Raw genomic sequence first — 14,573 nt, 5'->3', positions numbered from 1 at the left:
TCAGGGCTCGAGCGATTTGCGGTCGGCAACGACCCGCACCCGCTTGGTGGCACTGACGATGCCGTCGGGATGGACCAGCAGCACCGCCCAGGTCTGGGAACCGGGGGACAGGGGGGCCTGGACGATCTTGAACAGGCCACCACCGCCGAGGGCGCCCAGCTCCATGCTGGGGCTGGCCATCGACGCCTGCTGCTGGGGGGTGATGGCCGCGATGCCGCCCGCGGCCAGGGCACCGTCGAGGGGTTCGTCGAAGATCACGTCGACGTCGTAGCGCTGGCCGGTCAGCACCGCATCGGGGATCAGCAGGCTCACCGGCACGGGCTTGTCACCGCTGCGCAGCAGGGACTTCTCCCGCAGCACCGTCTGGCCGTTGATGCGGGTGCCGTCACTCTGCAGGGCAAGCAGCTGCTCCGCCTCCAGCCGGTAGGTGGTGCCGCCCTGGCGCCGGGTGCCCTCCACCCGCAGGGTGACCGTGGGCTGGCCGTCCCGCAGCTGGGTGCCGGAGCTCAGCTGCCAGCGGGCATCGGGGAACTGCTGGCGCAGCAGGCGGCGACGGTTCTCCAGCTGGGCCGGATCCAGACCGGGACCGGCCTGCAGCAGGCCGGCCAGGGCCGTTTCGGAGCTGCTGTTGAGGGCGCTCTCCAGGGCCTGCAGCTGGGCCGCCGAAGGCGGTGCCGCCAGGGCGGGGGCCACGCCAACGCTGGCCACCACCGCCAGGCCGGCCAGACAGGCACCGAGCAGCTGCGGCGTCCGGACCGGGGGCAGGGGGGCGTTCAGCGGGCGGGACGGAGCCATGGAGGGGGAGGGATCCGGGGCGGCGGTGGGCGGACCGGAGTCGGCTTTTAAGTTAGGCGCGCTCGTCCCACCCGCCCATGCCGACCCTGCTGATCGCCGCCAGCGGCACGGGTGGCCACCTGTTCCCGGCCCTGGCGGTGGCCGAAGCCCTGCCGGACGACTGGCAGGTGCACTGGCTGGGGGTGCCGGACCGGCTGGAGACCGAGCTGGTGCCCAGCCGTTACCCCCTGCACACGGTGCGGGCCGGCGGGCTGCAGGGGAAAGGACTGCGCAAGCTCTGGAACCTGCTCCAGCTGCTGCTGGCCGTGATGCCGGTGCGGCGCCTGATCCGGCGCGAGGGGGTGAGCGCGGTGTTCAGCAGCGGCGGGTACATCGCCGCGCCGGCGATTCTCGCCGCCCGCTGGTGCGGGGTGCCGGTGGTGCTGCATGAGAGCAATGCCGTCCCGGGCCGGGTGACCCGGCTGCTGGGGCCCCTGTGCACGCGCGTGGCGGTGGGCCTGCCCCAGGCGGTCGAACGGCTGCCCCGCTGCCGTCCCCTGGTGTGCGGCACGCCGGTGCGGCGGTCGTTCCTCACCCCCGCGGACCTGCCGGCGTGGGTGCCCCGGGGCGCCGGCCCCCTGCTGCTGGTGATGGGCGGCAGCCAGGGCGCCCTGCGCCTCAACCGCATGGTGCGGCCCCTGCTGCCCCTGCTGGCGGCCAGCGGCTGCCGCGTCGTCCACCTCACCGGCAGCCAGGATCCGGACGCCGGCCAGCTGCGCGTCGACGGGGTGGTCGAGCGGGCCTTCAGCGATGAGCTGCCGGGCCTGCTGCAGCACTGTGACCTGGCCATCAGCCGCGCCGGCGCCGGCAGCCTCAGCGAACTGGCGGTCTGCGGCACCCCGGCGGTCCTGGTGCCCTTCCCGGCGGCCGCCGACCACCATCAGGACGCCAACGCCGCCGCCGCCGCCGCCGTGGGTGCCGCGGTGATCGTCTGGCAGCACGACCCCGGGGAGCCCGCCCTGGAGCGGGCCGTCTGGCGGCTGCTGGGGCCCCGCCTGCGGGGCAGCGCCGCCGCCGCCGACCCCCTGGTGGCCATGGGCGACGGCATGGGAACCCTGGCGGTGCGGGACGCCGACCACCGGCTGGTGCAGGTGCTGGAGCAGCTCATCGGCCGCGGCTGATCTGCTCCAGGGCCGCCAGCAGACGCCGGTTGCCGGCCCTGTCCTGGACGGCGATCCGCAGCCAGTCTTCCCCCAGACCCTCAAAGGAGCGGCAGTCGCGCACCAGGATCCGGTGGCGGCGCTCCAGCTCCAGCCGCAGCGGCTGGAGCGAGGCGGCCGGCGGGCGGCTGCGCACCAGCAGGTAGTTGGCGGCCGAAGGCAGGGGCTCCAGGCCCGGCACCGCCGCCAGGCGGGCCGCCAGCCAGGCCCCCTCCCCGGCTACCCAGCGCTGCACCCGCCCCTGCCAGCGCCGCAGGCCGGCCTGATCGGCCAGCAGGAACCGGCCCGCCGCCGCCGCCAGCCCGTTGACGGGCCAGGGATCGCGCCAGGCGGCCCAGCGGGCCAGCCGCTGGGCACTGCCCAGGGCGTAGCCGAGCCGCAGGCCGGCGATCGAGAACAGCTTGGTGAGGCTGCGGATCACCACGAGGTTGGGGTGGGCCGTCAGCAGCGGCACCAGCGACTGGTCCTCGCCGGCCGGCACCAGCGGCAGGAACGCCTCGTCCACGACCACCAGGGCGAACCGCTCCAGCAGGGGCTCCAGCGACCGCCGGCTCCAGAGCTGGCCGGTGGGGTTGTGGGGATTGGTGAGCCAGAGCACGGCCGCGCCGGACCCGGCGGCGTTGGTGGCGGCGTTGGTGGCGGCCTCGGCCAGGGGCCAGGGGCCCGGTCCGGCCCCGGACCAGTCGAGCGGCAGCGGCAGCTGGCGCCAGGCGCCGTCCCAGCAGTCCAGGGCGCGGCGGTAGTCGGCGAACCCCGGCGCCGGCAGCAGGCTCAGGCCGGCGGCCGCCGCGTCCCGGGCGGCCCAGGTGAACAGCTCGGCGGCCCCGTTGCCGGGCAGGACCCGGGCCGGATCCAGGCCGTGCCAGGCGGCGATGGCCTCGCACAAGGAGGTGTAGTCGCGGTCCGGGTAGTCCCGCAGATCGCTGCCGAGGGCCCGGATCAGCAGGCGCCGCAGCCGGGGCGGCGGCCCGAAGGGCACCAGGGAGGCGCTGGCATCGAGCAGCTGCTCCGGGCGACAGCCGAGCCGTCGGGCGGCCGCCTGGAGGTTGCCGCCATGGGGATCCGGCGGTTCAGGCGTCCCCATCGCCGGGTGGAGGGCTGGCACCGGCTCCAGCGAACATTAAGGCGGTTGTAACACGGAAGCCTGGCCGGGCTGCTGCAATGGGTGGGCCATCGGTGCACCGCATTCCCCCGTGCCCTCTTCCCCCCTCCAGCCGGTCATCAGCGCGATCGGCGAGGTGCTGCTGGGCAAGGAGCATCAGGTGCGGCTGGCCCTGGCCTGCCTGCTGGCCCGCGGCCACCTGCTGATCGAGGACCTGCCCGGCATGGGCAAGACCACCCTGGCGGAGGCCCTGGCCCGCAGCTTCGGGCTCGGCTTCAAGCGGGTGAGCTTCACCAGTGACCTGCTGCCGGCGGATCTCACGGGCCTCAACGTGTTCGACCCCGCCGCCGCCAGCTTCCGCTTCCAGCCCGGTCCCCTGTTCAGCCAGGTGCTGCTGGCCGATGAGATCAACCGGGCCAGCCCCCGCACCCAGAGCGCCCTGCTGGAGGCGATGGCCGCCGGTCGGGTGAGCGTGGACGGCACCAGCCATCCCCTGCCCCGGCCCTTTCTGGTGATCGCCACCCAGAACGGCCTCGACCAGGGGGGCACCTCGGCCCTGCCGGAATCCCAGCTCGACCGGTTCCTGATGCGCCTCAGCCTCGGCTACCCCCCCCGCCAGGCCGAGCGGGCCCTGCTGCAGGGTGAGGGCCTGCGGCCCGACGGCCTCAGCGGCGCCTTCGGCCCGGAGGATCTGCTGGCCCTGCAGGACCGCTGCGACCGGCAGCACTGCAGCACCGCCCTGCTGGACTACGTGCTCGACCTGCTGGAGCGCAGCCGCCGCCAGCCGTCCCAGGCCCATCCACTCTCGCCCCGGGCCGGCCTGGCGCTGCTGGCCGCCGCCCGGGCCTGGTCGCTGCTGGAGGGCCGCGACCATGTGATTCCGGACGACGTCCAGGCGGTGCTGGCGGCCGTCTGCGAGCACCGCATGGACGGCGGCCAGCGCGGCGGCGGCGAGGGGGAGCTGAGCCAGCGGCTCCAGGAAGGCGTCGATGGACTTCGGTAGGCCCCAGCAGGGCGAACGGGTGCGCCTGCGGATGCGCAACCTCTACATCCTGCCGACGCGGTTCGGCTGGCTCTGGCTGGCGGGCACCGTGCTGCTGCAGGTGGTGGGGGTCCAGATGCAGAGCAACGGCACCCTGCTGCTCAGCTTCCTGATGCTGAGCCTGTTCCTGCTCACCCTGCACCTCACCCACTTCAACCTCCAGGGCGTGGAGCTGGCCTGCGGCGCGCCGGCGCCGGGCTTCGCCGGCGAGCCGGTCCCCTATCCCGTCCGGCTGCGGTGCCCGGGCCGCAGCGAGGGGGTGCGCCTGCGGCTGGGGGGCGAGCCCCCGGGTCCGGCCCTGTCGCTGGCGGCGGGGGAGCATGAGCTGGCCGTGGCCTGGACCCCGCCGGGCCGGGGCTGGCAACGGCCCGGGCTGCTGAGGATCCAGACGACGGCGCCCCTGGGGCTGTTCTGCTGCTGGTCGCGCTGGCATCCGCAGACGGCCCAGCTGATCTACCCGGCCCGTCGGGCCGGACCGGTGCGGCTGCTGCCCGCCGGCTCGGCACCGGTGGTCGGCGAGCCGGCCCTGGCCAGCCACCAGGACGGCAGCGACGACTGGCGCGACCTGGCCCCCCATCGCCCCCAGGACAGCCCCAGCCGCCTGGCCTGGAAGCTGCTGGCCCAGGGGCGGGGCGAGTACGCCAAGCGCTTCCTGGACCGCCCCGAAGCGGCCCCCCTGCTGGCCCCGGAACCCGGGGTGCCCCTGGAAACGGCCCTCGAGCACCTGAGTGAGCGCATCTGGAGCTGGCACGGCCGGGGCCTCAGCTACGGCCTGGTGCTGAACGGTCAGACCGTCCCACCGGGCCGGGGGGTGCTCCACCGGGACCAGTGCCTGACGGCCCTGGCCTGCTGCCGATGAGCCGCGCCGCCGCCCCCCTGCAGTGGCTGACCATGGGGTTGCTGGCGCTGGGGTTGCTGGGCCTGTCGCCGGCCTTGTCCCTGAGCCTGCTGGCCTTCGGCCTGGCGGTGCTGACGGCCCTGAAGCTGCGTGAGGCCCGCAGCCTCGAGGAACGGCGGGTGGTGGCCCTGCTGCAGCTGGTCTGCGCCGGCCTGCTGGCGGCCCTGCGCCCCGAACTGGCCCCGAGCCTGCTGCAGGGCCTGGCCATCCTGATGGCCCTGGCCGGGCTGCTGGCCCTGGAACTGGGGGCCGGTCCCGACTGGAAGGCGCTGCTGCGCCGCAGCCTGCAGGTGCTGCTGGCGGCCCTGCCCATCGCCCTGGTGCTGTTCCTGCTGCTGCCCCGCCTGATGCCTTTCACCAACTTCGGTGCGGGCCAGGGCATGGGGGCGATGACCGGCCTGAGCGACAGCATGGAGCCGGGCTCCATCGCCCGGCTGGCCGTCAGCCGCCAGGCCGCCGCCCGCGTCGCCTTCCCCCTCGGCGGCGAGCCCCCGCCCCAGGAGCAGCGCTACTGGCGGGTGCTGGTGCATGAACGCTTCGACGGCCGCAGCTGGCGCAGCGCCGCGCCCACCTTCCCCCGGCCGGCGGTCGGCCAGCCAGCCCCGCCGCCGCCCCCCGCCGCCCCGGGGGAGGGGATCCAGCTCTGGCTGATCGAACCCAGCGGCCTGGCGGCGGTGCCCTGGAGCGGCTCCGGCCGGCCCCTGTCCGCCGACCTGAACCTGCAGCGCAGCGGCGAACTGCTGAATAGGGCCCCGGGCAGCCAGCGACGCGTCTACGCCCTGACCCGGACGGCGGATCAGCCCGGCTGGCGCACCGCCCCCCCCGGCCCCGTCGACCTGCTGCTGCCGCTGGGCGAGAACCCGCGGCTGGAGGCCCTGGCCGCCGGCTGGCGGCGCCTCGGCAGCGACCGGGAGCGGCTGGATGCCGCCAGCGGCTGGTTCCGCAGCCAGCCCTTCCGCTACACCCTCGAGCCCGGGGCCCTGCCCCGCCAGGCCCCCCTCGACCACTTCCTGTTCGAGAGCCGTCTGGGCTTCTGCGGCCACTACGCCAGCGCCTTCACCACCCTGATGCGGGCGGCGGGGGTGCCGGCGCGGGTGGTGAGCGGCTACCGCGGTGGCCAGTGGGTGCAGCCGGTGGGCGGCACCGGATACGTGGACCTGCGCCAGGCCGACGCCCACGCCTGGAGTGAGGTGTGGCTGGCCGGGGAGGGCTGGCGGCGCGTCGATCCCACCGCCTGGGCGGCGGGGGACCCCCTGGCGCGCCCAGGGGCGGCGGGCGCCGGGATCCGGGCCGGCGGCGGCCCGCTGGACTGGATCCAGCAGCAGTGGTGGGGCCTCGACATCGCCTGGGCCCGCTGGTGGCTCGGGTACGACGGCGAGCAGCAGCAGGCCCTGGTGGCCCGGCTGCTGGGCGAACAGCGGCACCTGCTGGGGGTGGTGGTGCTGCTGGCGGTGGCCGTCAGCCTGGCCGCCGGCCTGGGGGGCCTGGGCTGGCTGGGCCGCCGCCACCGCGGCGATCCCCTGCGCCTGGAGCTGGAGCGGACCCTGCGGGCCTTCGCCCGGCAGGGGATGGCACCGGCGGCGGGGGAAACCCTGGGCGGCTTCGCCCGGCGCCTGAGCCAGCGCTGGCCGTCCCTGGCCGATCCCCTGGAGGCCTTTGTGGCCAACTACCAGCAGCAGCGCTTCGCCGCCGCCCCCAGCCGGGCGGGACGACGAACGGCCCATCGTCTGGGACGGGCGCTGCGCCGTTCCCTGCGGACCGGCAACAGGCCGGCGGAGGCGGTACAACGGGACCACCCCTGAACAGGCGACCATGACACGGCCCCAAGGGTTCGCCCGCATCGCCTTGACGGGGCTGCTGTTCACCGGCCCGGCGCTGCTGGCCCTGCTGCTGGCCGGCCCGGCACGGGCGGGAAGCGACGCCGATCTGATGCGGCTGCTGGGTCAGCGCAACTGCCCCCGCTGCAAGCTGCAGGATGCCGATCTGGTGCACGCCGACCTGCGCGACGCCGACCTGCGGGGCGCCAAGCTGCAGCGCGCCAACCTGGGCCAGGCCCGGCTGGATGGGGCCAACCTCAAGGGGGCGGACCTGCGCTTCACCAGCCTCCAGGGGGCGTCCCTGCGGGGTGCCGATCTGCGCGGGGCGAATCTGGAGGGCACCGACCTGCGCCAGAGCGACCTAAGCGGCGCCCAGATCGATCCCGGCGGACTGTCCCGCAGCCACTGGCAGGACGCCCGGGGCGTGGCCCCCACGGTGCTGAGCTACCCCGAGCTGCACAACGCCGGGGTCACCGCCGCCCTGGAGGGGCGCCATCCCCAGGCGGAGCAGCTGTTCTCCGAGGCGATCCGGCTGCAGCCGGACGCGGCGATCAGCTGGGTGGCCCGGGGCCTCAGCCGCACCGAACAGGGCAAGACCGAACTGGCGGCCGCCGACCTGAACTACGCCGCCGTTCTCTACGGCCAGGCCGGCGAGGAGGCCCAGGCGAAGCAGCTCACCGAGGTGGCCACCGCCCTGCTGAAGCCCGGCAAGAAGGCCAACCAGGGCAGCGGCATGGGCGGCCAGATGCTCTCCGGAGCCGCCTCGTTCGCCTCGGCCGTGGCCCCTCTGGCGATGAAGTTCCTGCTGCCGCTGGCCTTCTGAATCAGGGCGTGTCCCCGATCAGGGGGTCATGACCGGCTGGGGCTCTCCTCCCAGGAAAGCGCGGGAGGCCGGGGTGGAGGGCTGATAGCCGTAGCCGTAGGTGCCGCCCTCGGTGTCATTGATGATCCTCGGCGTCACCATGATCACGAGCTCCCTCTTCTCACGCTGGTTGTTCGAGGCGCGGAAGAACTGGCCGATGATGGGAATGTCTCCCAGGATGGGCCATTTCGACACTAGGGCCCGATCGAAATCGGAGATCACCCCAGTGAGGATAAGGGTCTGGCCATCGCGGACGCGAACCACACCCGTATCCAGGCGACGCACCCGGAGGATGCTGATGGGTGGGCAGCCACCGGCCTCGATTTCTCTCTCCACCGCAGAAATGCTTGGGGAGAGCGAGAAGGTGACGAAGCCGTTGTCATCGATCTTCTGAACCCGTGCCCCCAGCACAAGACCTGCGGTGGAAAGCTGATCGATGGAACAGGTGACGGCTCCGGCCGTTCCCGTGATGGTGGTGGAAACTTCCGTCGGGACGTTGACTCCGACCCGGACCACGCCTTCGTTACCCCTCCGGCGACCGATGGGCGCATCGATGTCATCGAAAGCAGAGGAGAAAATGCTGGAACCTTCGCCTCCGCCTGCTGCTCCACCTCCTCCACCGGAGGAGTCTTCTCGCAGGATGGATGGATCTTCCTGGAGAATGAGGGTGGGGCTGGCCAGCACCTTGGAATTATCAGCAAGGATGCGGGCCTGAAAGAAATCGAAGAAGTTGTTGTTGGGGTACAGCGGCTGACCGGTCGCTCCGACGGCAGCGCCCGGGTTGGTCTGCCCCACAAAGCCAGAAAGCGGTCGCCCCGGAAGCAGGGGTTCACCCAGGCCCCTCTGAAGGGAGGATCCACCCAGAACGCCGCCGAAATTGGCCGCCAGGGTGCCGTTGTCGTTGACGATGAAATTGTTGCCCCAGCGGAAGGCGAAGCTGTTGTAGAGCTCGGTGTCGTTCTGGAGGTTCACATCCAGGATCTTCACCGACAGGGCCACCTGCCGCTGGCGCAGATCGAGCTGCTTTAGGTACTGCTCGGCGATGGCCACCAGCCGCGGGGCGCCCACCAGGGTGATGGTGCCGAGGCGCGTGTCGGTGGTGGCCCGCAGGCCGATCAGGGGGCCATTGGTGGCCCCGAAGGATTCCACCGTGGTGGTGGTGCTGGATGTGGTGGTGGCAGCCGTGGGGCTACCGGTGGGCGCAGCCGTGGCGGCGACGCCCTCGGACACCGCCGTGGTGATCGTGTTGGTCTTGGTGACCTGCGCGCCCAGGTTGGCCAGGTAGTCGGCGGCCGAGTTGGCGGGCACCTGGTTCAGCCGATACACCTTGGAGAGCTGGGAACCGAAGCTCTTGGCCAGCACGTTGGGGCCGGCGAAAATCGTGTTGCCGTCGCGCTTGCCCTGCAGGCCCGCCGCCAGAAGCGCCGAGTTGATCGCCCGGCCGTAGTTCTCCCGACGGAAGGAGATCGATATGGGTCGCTGGTCAGGAGAAGCCGCCGCTGCGGCGGCCGTTCCACCGGTGGCTGCAGCGGCGGGGTCGGCGACATAGACGAACCCATAGCCGCCCAGCTGGCTGAGGGCCATCAGCACATCCTTCGCCGGGGCGTTGCGGAGGGTCATGGTGACCGGCGGGCCACTGACGCTGACGTAGCTGGGATTGCTGATGGTCATGGTCCCCACGGCCATGTCCCCCAGCGGCGGGGCCACCGCGCGCGGCTGCAGGGGCGGGACGAAGCCGGGCTGGGGCACCCGTCCCGGGGTGGTGACGTTGGGGGTGAGGGTCTGGAGGGTGGTCTGCGCCGGAGCGTTGAAGGTGAGGATCAGGCTGCGGCCGTCGCCGCTCACCACGGGCCGGCCCACCGGGAATCCGGGGGTGGGGGAGACCTTGAGTTCGAAGACGTTGCCCGAACCCTCGAAGCTGATGCTCTGCAGCCCCGCCTCTGGAAGGGAGAGCTGCACCGGGCCGCGGCGCAGGGTCATCGGCTGGGCGGTCTGCAGGCGGCCCAGCCAGACGGCCCCCTGGGTGGTCTGCTGGAGCATCGGCGATGGGCCGGTGCCCTCGATCACCACCTCAACGGAATCAGGCAGCCGCCTGAGCTTGATGTCGAGGGGGCCGCTGGCCTGGGCGATCTCCGAAAACCGGGCGCCGGAGGCACCACCTGCGGGTGCAGGGGCGACCGCGGCGAAGGCGGCGGAGACACCCGATCCCTGGAGGGCCACCAAGCCGAGAGACGCGAAAAGAACGTGCCGCCACTGACGTTTTGCCACGTTCCACTGATCTCCGAATCCGACGAATGGTATCGGCGATCGGACGAAACGGCCAGTTGCCGGATCCCGTTGCATCGGCATGGTCAGTTGGAAGGGGCGGGGGGAGCTGGGGTCGGTGCTGCCGGCGGTGCGGGCGCCGGAGCGGCCGCGGGCGCCGGGGCTGGCGTGGGTGCCGCCGCCGGGGCCGGGGCTGCCCCCGCGGGGGCCGCTGCGGCAGGGGCGGCGACAGGGGCCGGGGTGCGGCTGTACAGACCCAGGGTGAGCTTCATCAGCACCGGAGGGTTGGCGATGACCCTGGGCCGGTTCAGATCGGAGGGCTCCGTTTCGGGGATCGTGAGGCTGAGGTCGCTCTGGACCACCAGCACGTTGAGGGCCTCCAGCCGCCGCAGAAAGGACAGCTGGGCTGGGAAGGTCCCCTTGGCCGAAACCAGCAGGTTGCGCAGGGTGAGCCCCTGCAGAGCCAGGGGGTCAGCCGGGGCGGCACCCGGAGCCGGTGCAGCACCCCCAGCGGGCGGAGCCGCCCCGGCGGGTGGAGCGGCGGGGGCCGCAGGGGCGGCCCCGGGCGGGGTGCCGGCGGCGGGGGCGGCCTGGGTGGGTTCGAACAGGGTCAGCTCCACGCCCGAAGCGGCGGCCTCGCGGTCGAGCATCGCCAGGAAGGTGGACAGGTCGCCGTTGCCCGTGATCAGCCGCTCGATCTTGGCCTTGCTGGCCATGGCGGCCTCGGTGCTCTCCTGGGTGGCCACCAGCTGCCCACGCATCAGCGTCACCTGGTCCCGCAGCTGCTCCAGCTCCTGGAGGCGCTGGCTGTCCCGCTGCAGGCCGGCCCAGAGGGGCACCAGGCCCGCCAGGATCACCAGCAGCCCGAGCCCGCCCAACACGCCCGCAGGCAGCAGCAGCCAGATCAGGCGCAGGCTGGCGACCGGGAGGCGCTTGGAGCCCTGCTGAAGGTTGGTCATGGGATGAGGCCCTCCGCCTGGAGAAGTTGCAGCCGGCGCACCATGCCCTCCGAGCCCAGCTGGCGCATGACGCTCAGCTGGCGGGCGGGGGGAAGGGTCGCAAACGGGCCCGACAGTTCGAAGCGGACCGTCGCGGGGGTGGGAGTGGGAGTGGGGGCGGCGGTTCCGGCCTGGCCGGTCGGCGCTTCGCTGGGCGGAACCCGCTCCAGCTTGACGAGCGCGACACCCTTGGGGTTCAGCAGCGGGGAGCGGGACAGTTCCAGCTGCAGGGCATTGATGCGGGCGAAGGCGAGGGGGTCGAGGGCCTGTCCCTTGAGCACCAGGTTGGTGCCTTCGGCCTCGGCGCTCTGGATCTGGATGCCCTCGGGGGTGCGCAGCTGCAGGTCGGCGAGGAGGGCCGACGAGGTGCGCAGGGTGGTGAGGCCCTCGGTCAGGTTGCGGTTGGTGGCCGCGAGCTGCTCAAGCTTGGCCCGGCTGGCCGCCATCTCCGCCTGCATCTGGGTGGACTCGGCTTCGAACCGGGTGAGCTGGGCGGTCTGCATCCGGACGTACTGGAAGCGGAGGAACACCAGGGCGGTGGCCAGGACGGACCCGCCCAGGACAATCGCCCCGATCAGGGCACCGCGCAGCAGCAGGGGGCGTCGATCCTGCAGGGCCGAGACCATGCTCTCCTGGCCAAGCTCCTTGCGCCTCTCCCGAAGCAGATCGAGGATCGGTGGACTCATCGGACCGACTCCGCCATCGCCAGCCCCTGGAGTACCAGGGACCCGAAGGGCTCAGGGGTGAGGATCTCGGCCCTCACGCCCAGGGCGTCCTGCAGGCTGTCCTGGCTGGGGAGAGGCGCGCTGAGCAACAGCCGGAGCCGATGGATGGAGGGATCCCGCCGACGGTAGAAGGTCACGCAGCGGTTCACCTCCCTCACCATGGCCTCGTCGTCCTGGGGGAGCGGCCAGTCGAAGACCGGCTCGGTCCGATGCAGCAGCAGCAGCTGGGCGCCGGCCGGCAGCGGATGAATCAGCACGGTCAGTTCATCCGCCGGAGCCGCCTCCAGCAGGGAGCTGACCGCCGCCAGACGACAGGACTGGGCCGGAGCCAGCCGCTCGAGCTGCACACCCGCCAGGTTGAAGACATCGATCCAGTCGTCCACCAGCTTTCGGGGAGCCACCGCCATCAGCAGCCGGGGGGTGGATCCTGCCAGGGGCCGCAGATCGATCGTGGCCTCCGACAGGGGAACCGCGAGATTCAGGGGCGGGTCGATGGTCCGCAGGGCCTGAATGGGGTCGTCGGGGATGGCTTCGAAGGGCCAGTCGATGACACGCCATTGCGCCGCCCCCTCGGGAAGGGACGCCAGAACGACGGCATCGAGCAGGCCGTCACGCACCAGAAGATCGCCGATCAGGTCACCGAGGGGCTCCTTCTCCAGGGGCTGGCCATCCAGGCAGGTGAGGGGCGGCAGGGGCAGATCGATGCTCACGGCCTCCGGACCCGATCCCCTGAGCACCTGGCCCTTCAGGGAATCGTCCTGAAGCTCCAGCAGCAACTGGCGTGGGAAGAGCTGAGCGCGGACGGGCCTCAGACGATCTTCCAGATCATCCTTCAAGCCGATCAGGCCAGAAAAAACCAAGGCTCCGATCCGGTGCCTGCGAAAGTTACCGAATCACGGGCGCCAAGGCATCCCCGAACCTACAACTTCCGAAAGCGTCCGGCATCCATGGCCGTCGAGCTGGCGGGACAATCCCTCCAGAATCGAGGGCACAAGTGCGGGACCTTCGTAGATCCAACCCGTATAGATCTGGATCAGGGACGCTCCGGCGCTGATCCGCTCCCAGGCGGCCTCCGCCGAATCGATGCCCCCCACACCGATCAGCGGCAGAGCGGGACCGGCGGTCGCCCGCAGCCGCCGCAGCACCTCGACCGCCCGCCGCCGCAGGGGCCGGCCGCTCAGCCCTCCGGCTTCCTCGGCCAGGGTGCGGCCCGTGGCCACCAGCCGGCGTCCGTCCAGTCCGAGGCGGTGCACCGAGGTGTTCACGGCGATCACACCAGCGAGCCCCTCCTCGTAGGCCAGCCGGGCGATGGTGTCGATGGCGTCGTCCTCCAGGTCGGGGGCGATCTTGACCAGCAGGGGCGGACAGGCCGGCAGGCGCCGCAGCCGCTCCACCAGCCGCCGCAGCTGGGCCTCCTCCTGCAGGTCCCGCAGCCCCGGGGTGTTGGGCGAGCTGACGTTGACGACGGCGTAGTCCGCCAGGGGGGCCAGGAGCTCCAGGGAGGCGGCGTAATCGTCCGGGGCCATCTCCAGCGACACCGCCTTCGATTTGCCGAGGTTGATGCCGAGCACCGCAGGCCGCTGGCCGGGGGGTGGCAGCACCTGGCGTTCCAGGGTCCGGCGCACGCCCCTGGCCCCGTCGTTGTTGAAGCCCATGCGGTTGAGCGCCGCCCGTTCCTCGGCCAGCCGGAACAGCCGGGGCCGGGGATTGCCCTGCTGGGGCTGCCAGGTGATGGTGCCCAGTTCGGCGAAGCCGAAGCCGAACCGGTGCCAGATGGCGGCCGCCACCCCGTTTTTGTCGAAGCCCGCCGCCAGCCCCACCGGATTGGTGAAGCGGCAACCGAACAGGGTCTGCTCCAGCCGGGGGTCCCGCCGCTGCAGCTCCGCCCCGAGGCCCTCCAGGCTGCCGCTCACCAGGGGCCAGCGGCGGCGCAGGGACGCCTGGCCCAGGGCCAGGAGGGTGAGGCGGCTCAGCTGCTCGGCATCGGCACCGTCATCACGGCGCAGCAGGGGCTCGACGAACCGGGCATAGAGGGCGCCGGTCCCCACCTGGCCGCCGCTGGTCGATGGCTCCTGCGGCATGCCTGTCTCCTCTCACTGCGGCGTGTCCAATCCTCCCGCGCCGCGCTCCAGACGCCAGCACCCGTTGCCCAGGGGTCGCACGAGCCAGTCGCGCCAGAGCCAGGGCTCCACTTTCCCCTCAAGACGGGCCGTGGGCACCTCGAGCAGCCTGGCGAGCTCCACGGCCCTCAGGCTGTAGCCGCCCGCCGCCAGCCGGTCGGCCAGCTCCAGGCGGGAGAGCAACTGCTGGAGCGACGGCGGGGCCGGATCGAGGGGGTCGGCCACCGCTGGGGGATCGGCCACCTCCTGGGTTTCGATCGCCAGGGCCGGGGACTGGCCGCGGGAGAAGGCCACCGCGATCGCATCGCAGCGGTCGTTGTCCGGGTCCCCGCTGTGGCCGCGCACGTGGCGCAGGGCCAGCCCCGGCAGCCTGGCGGCATCCAGCCGCTCCCAGAGATCACGGTTGAGCACGGCCCCGCCGGAGGCGGTGCGCCATCCCTTGCGCTTCCAGCCGGTCATCCACTTCTCGAAACCGTCGATCAGATAACGGCTGTCGGTGCGCAGCACCAGATCGGGATGGCGCGGCAGCTCCCGCAGGGCCTCCAGCACCGCCAGGGCGGCGGTGAGCTCCATCCGGTTGTTGGTGGTGGCCGCGTCCGCCCCCCCCAGCTCCCGACGGGAGCCGTCTTCGAAGCGCAGCAGGGCGCCCCAGCCCCCCGGACCCGGGTTGCCGCTGCAGGCCCCGTCACAGGCGGCAGCCACTACCCGCACCGGTCGATCACCCATGGAGACGTCTTGACAGGATCGCTT

General features: G+C 72.6%; 13 protein-coding genes. 5 read left to right on the top strand and 8 right to left on the bottom strand.

Translation table 11 applies throughout. The features are described 5' to 3' along the window. Entirely contained in the window at window positions 1-795 is a 795-nt protein-coding gene (locus tag H6G99_RS05295; protein ID WP_190610366.1) for a DUF8623 domain-containing protein, read from the bottom strand. Window positions 796-872: 77 nt separating this feature from the next. Here H6G99_RS05295 and H6G99_RS05290 point away from each other — a divergent pair, with 77 nt between their 5' ends. Then, window positions 873-1,955, top strand: a complete 1,083-nt coding sequence (locus tag H6G99_RS05290; protein WP_190610364.1) for a UDP-N-acetylglucosamine--N-acetylmuramyl-(pentapeptide) pyrophosphoryl-undecaprenol N-acetylglucosamine transferase — start codon at window positions 873-875, stop codon at window positions 1,953-1,955. On the opposite strand, the gene H6G99_RS05285 is transcribed toward H6G99_RS05290, so the two are convergent. Beyond that, window positions 1,939-3,078, bottom strand: a complete 1,140-nt coding sequence (locus H6G99_RS05285; RefSeq protein ID WP_190610543.1) for a pyridoxal phosphate-dependent aminotransferase — start codon at window positions 3,076-3,078, stop codon at window positions 1,939-1,941. The genes H6G99_RS05290 and H6G99_RS05285 overlap by 17 nt on opposite strands. A gap of 109 nt (window positions 3,079-3,187) precedes the next feature. On the opposite strand from H6G99_RS05285, the gene H6G99_RS05280 reads away from it, so the two are divergent. The 4 genes from H6G99_RS05280 to H6G99_RS05265 are packed head-to-tail and all read left to right on the top strand — an operon-like array spanning window position 3,188 to window position 7,676. After that, entirely contained in the window at window positions 3,188-4,099 is a 912-nt protein-coding gene (locus tag H6G99_RS05280; protein ID WP_094587455.1) for an AAA family ATPase, read from the top strand. Beyond that, on the top strand, window positions 4,086-4,997 hold the full coding sequence (locus H6G99_RS05275) for a DUF58 domain-containing protein (RefSeq protein WP_190610363.1): 912 nt from the start codon (window positions 4,086-4,088) through the stop codon (window positions 4,995-4,997). Before H6G99_RS05280 ends, H6G99_RS05275 begins: the two co-directional genes overlap by 14 nt. Continuing rightward, window positions 4,967-6,838, top strand: coding sequence for a transglutaminase TgpA family protein (locus H6G99_RS05270; RefSeq protein ID WP_190610362.1), 1,872 nt, complete (start codon window positions 4,967-4,969; stop codon window positions 6,836-6,838). Before H6G99_RS05275 ends, H6G99_RS05270 begins: the two co-directional genes overlap by 31 nt. A gap of 10 nt (window positions 6,839-6,848) precedes the next feature. Beyond that, entirely contained in the window at window positions 6,849-7,676 is an 828-nt protein-coding gene (locus H6G99_RS05265; protein WP_190610360.1) for a pentapeptide repeat-containing protein, read from the top strand. An 18-nt stretch (window positions 7,677-7,694) separates the two neighbouring features. Here H6G99_RS05265 and H6G99_RS05260 read toward each other — a convergent pair whose 3' ends face one another. The 6 genes from H6G99_RS05260 to H6G99_RS05235 all read right to left on the bottom strand — a co-directional run bounded on the left by H6G99_RS05260 (window position 7,695) and on the right by H6G99_RS05235 (window position 14,549). After that, window positions 7,695-9,935, bottom strand: a complete 2,241-nt coding sequence (locus H6G99_RS05260) for a type II secretion system protein GspD (protein WP_353617177.1) — start codon at window positions 9,933-9,935, stop codon at window positions 7,695-7,697. A 131-nt stretch (window positions 9,936-10,066) separates the two neighbouring features. Then, window positions 10,067-10,939: a hypothetical protein gene (locus tag H6G99_RS05255; protein ID WP_190610358.1), complete on the bottom strand. Its 873-nt coding sequence runs from the start codon at window positions 10,937-10,939 to the stop codon at window positions 10,067-10,069. Next, window positions 10,936-11,664 carry a PilN domain-containing protein gene (locus H6G99_RS05250; protein WP_094587437.1) on the bottom strand — a complete coding sequence of 243 codons (729 nt, stop codon included), beginning with the start codon at window positions 11,662-11,664 and terminating at the stop codon, window positions 10,936-10,938. Before H6G99_RS05250 ends, H6G99_RS05255 begins: the two co-directional genes overlap by 4 nt. Next, on the bottom strand, window positions 11,661-12,479 hold the full coding sequence (locus H6G99_RS05245) for a type IV pilus biogenesis protein PilM (protein ID WP_158219584.1): 819 nt from the start codon (window positions 12,477-12,479) through the stop codon (window positions 11,661-11,663). The genes H6G99_RS05250 and H6G99_RS05245 overlap by 4 nt, the downstream gene beginning before the upstream one ends. Window positions 12,480-12,596: 117 nt before the next feature. Next, on the bottom strand, window positions 12,597-13,784 hold the full coding sequence (locus H6G99_RS05240) for a quinone-dependent dihydroorotate dehydrogenase (protein ID WP_190610357.1): 1,188 nt from the start codon (window positions 13,782-13,784) through the stop codon (window positions 12,597-12,599). A gap of 12 nt (window positions 13,785-13,796) precedes the next feature. Next, window positions 13,797-14,549, bottom strand: coding sequence for a ribonuclease H family protein (locus H6G99_RS05235; RefSeq protein WP_094587440.1), 753 nt, complete (start codon window positions 14,547-14,549; stop codon window positions 13,797-13,799). Window positions 14,550-14,573 lie beyond the last annotated feature (24 nt).

Origin of the sequence: Synechococcus sp. FACHB-909, assembly GCF_014698945.1 — a bacterium.
Classification (GTDB): Bacteria; Cyanobacteriota; Cyanobacteriia; order PCC-6307; family Cyanobiaceae; genus Cyanobium.
This window is presented reverse-complemented; position numbering and strand designations above follow the sequence as displayed.

Bases quoted from the DNA above. Each gene is read 5' to 3' on its own strand.
- H6G99_RS05290 (WP_190610364.1), top strand. From the start codon at position 873: ATGCCGACCCTGCTGATCGCCGCCAGCGGCACGGGTGGCCACCTGTTC.
- H6G99_RS05275 (WP_190610363.1), top strand. From the start codon at position 4,086: ATGGACTTCGGTAGGCCCCAGCAGGGCGAACGGGTGCGCCTGCGGATG.
- H6G99_RS05265 (WP_190610360.1), top strand. From the start codon at position 6,849: ATGACACGGCCCCAAGGGTTCGCCCGCATCGCCTTGACGGGGCTGCTG.
- H6G99_RS05285 (WP_190610543.1), bottom strand. From the start codon at position 3,078: ATGGGGACGCCTGAACCGCCGGATCCCCATGGCGGCAACCTCCAGGCG.
- H6G99_RS05255 (WP_190610358.1), bottom strand. From the start codon at position 10,939: ATGACCAACCTTCAGCAGGGCTCCAAGCGCCTCCCGGTCGCCAGCCTG.
- H6G99_RS05250 (WP_094587437.1), bottom strand. From the start codon at position 11,664: ATGAGTCCACCGATCCTCGATCTGCTTCGGGAGAGGCGCAAGGAGCTT.
- H6G99_RS05240 (WP_190610357.1), bottom strand. From the start codon at position 13,784: ATGCCGCAGGAGCCATCGACCAGCGGCGGCCAGGTGGGGACCGGCGCC.
- H6G99_RS05295 (WP_190610366.1), bottom strand. From the start codon at position 795: ATGGCTCCGTCCCGCCCGCTGAACGCCCCCCTGCCCCCGGTCCGGACG.
- H6G99_RS05235 (WP_094587440.1), bottom strand. From the start codon at position 14,549: ATGGGTGATCGACCGGTGCGGGTAGTGGCTGCCGCCTGTGACGGGGCC.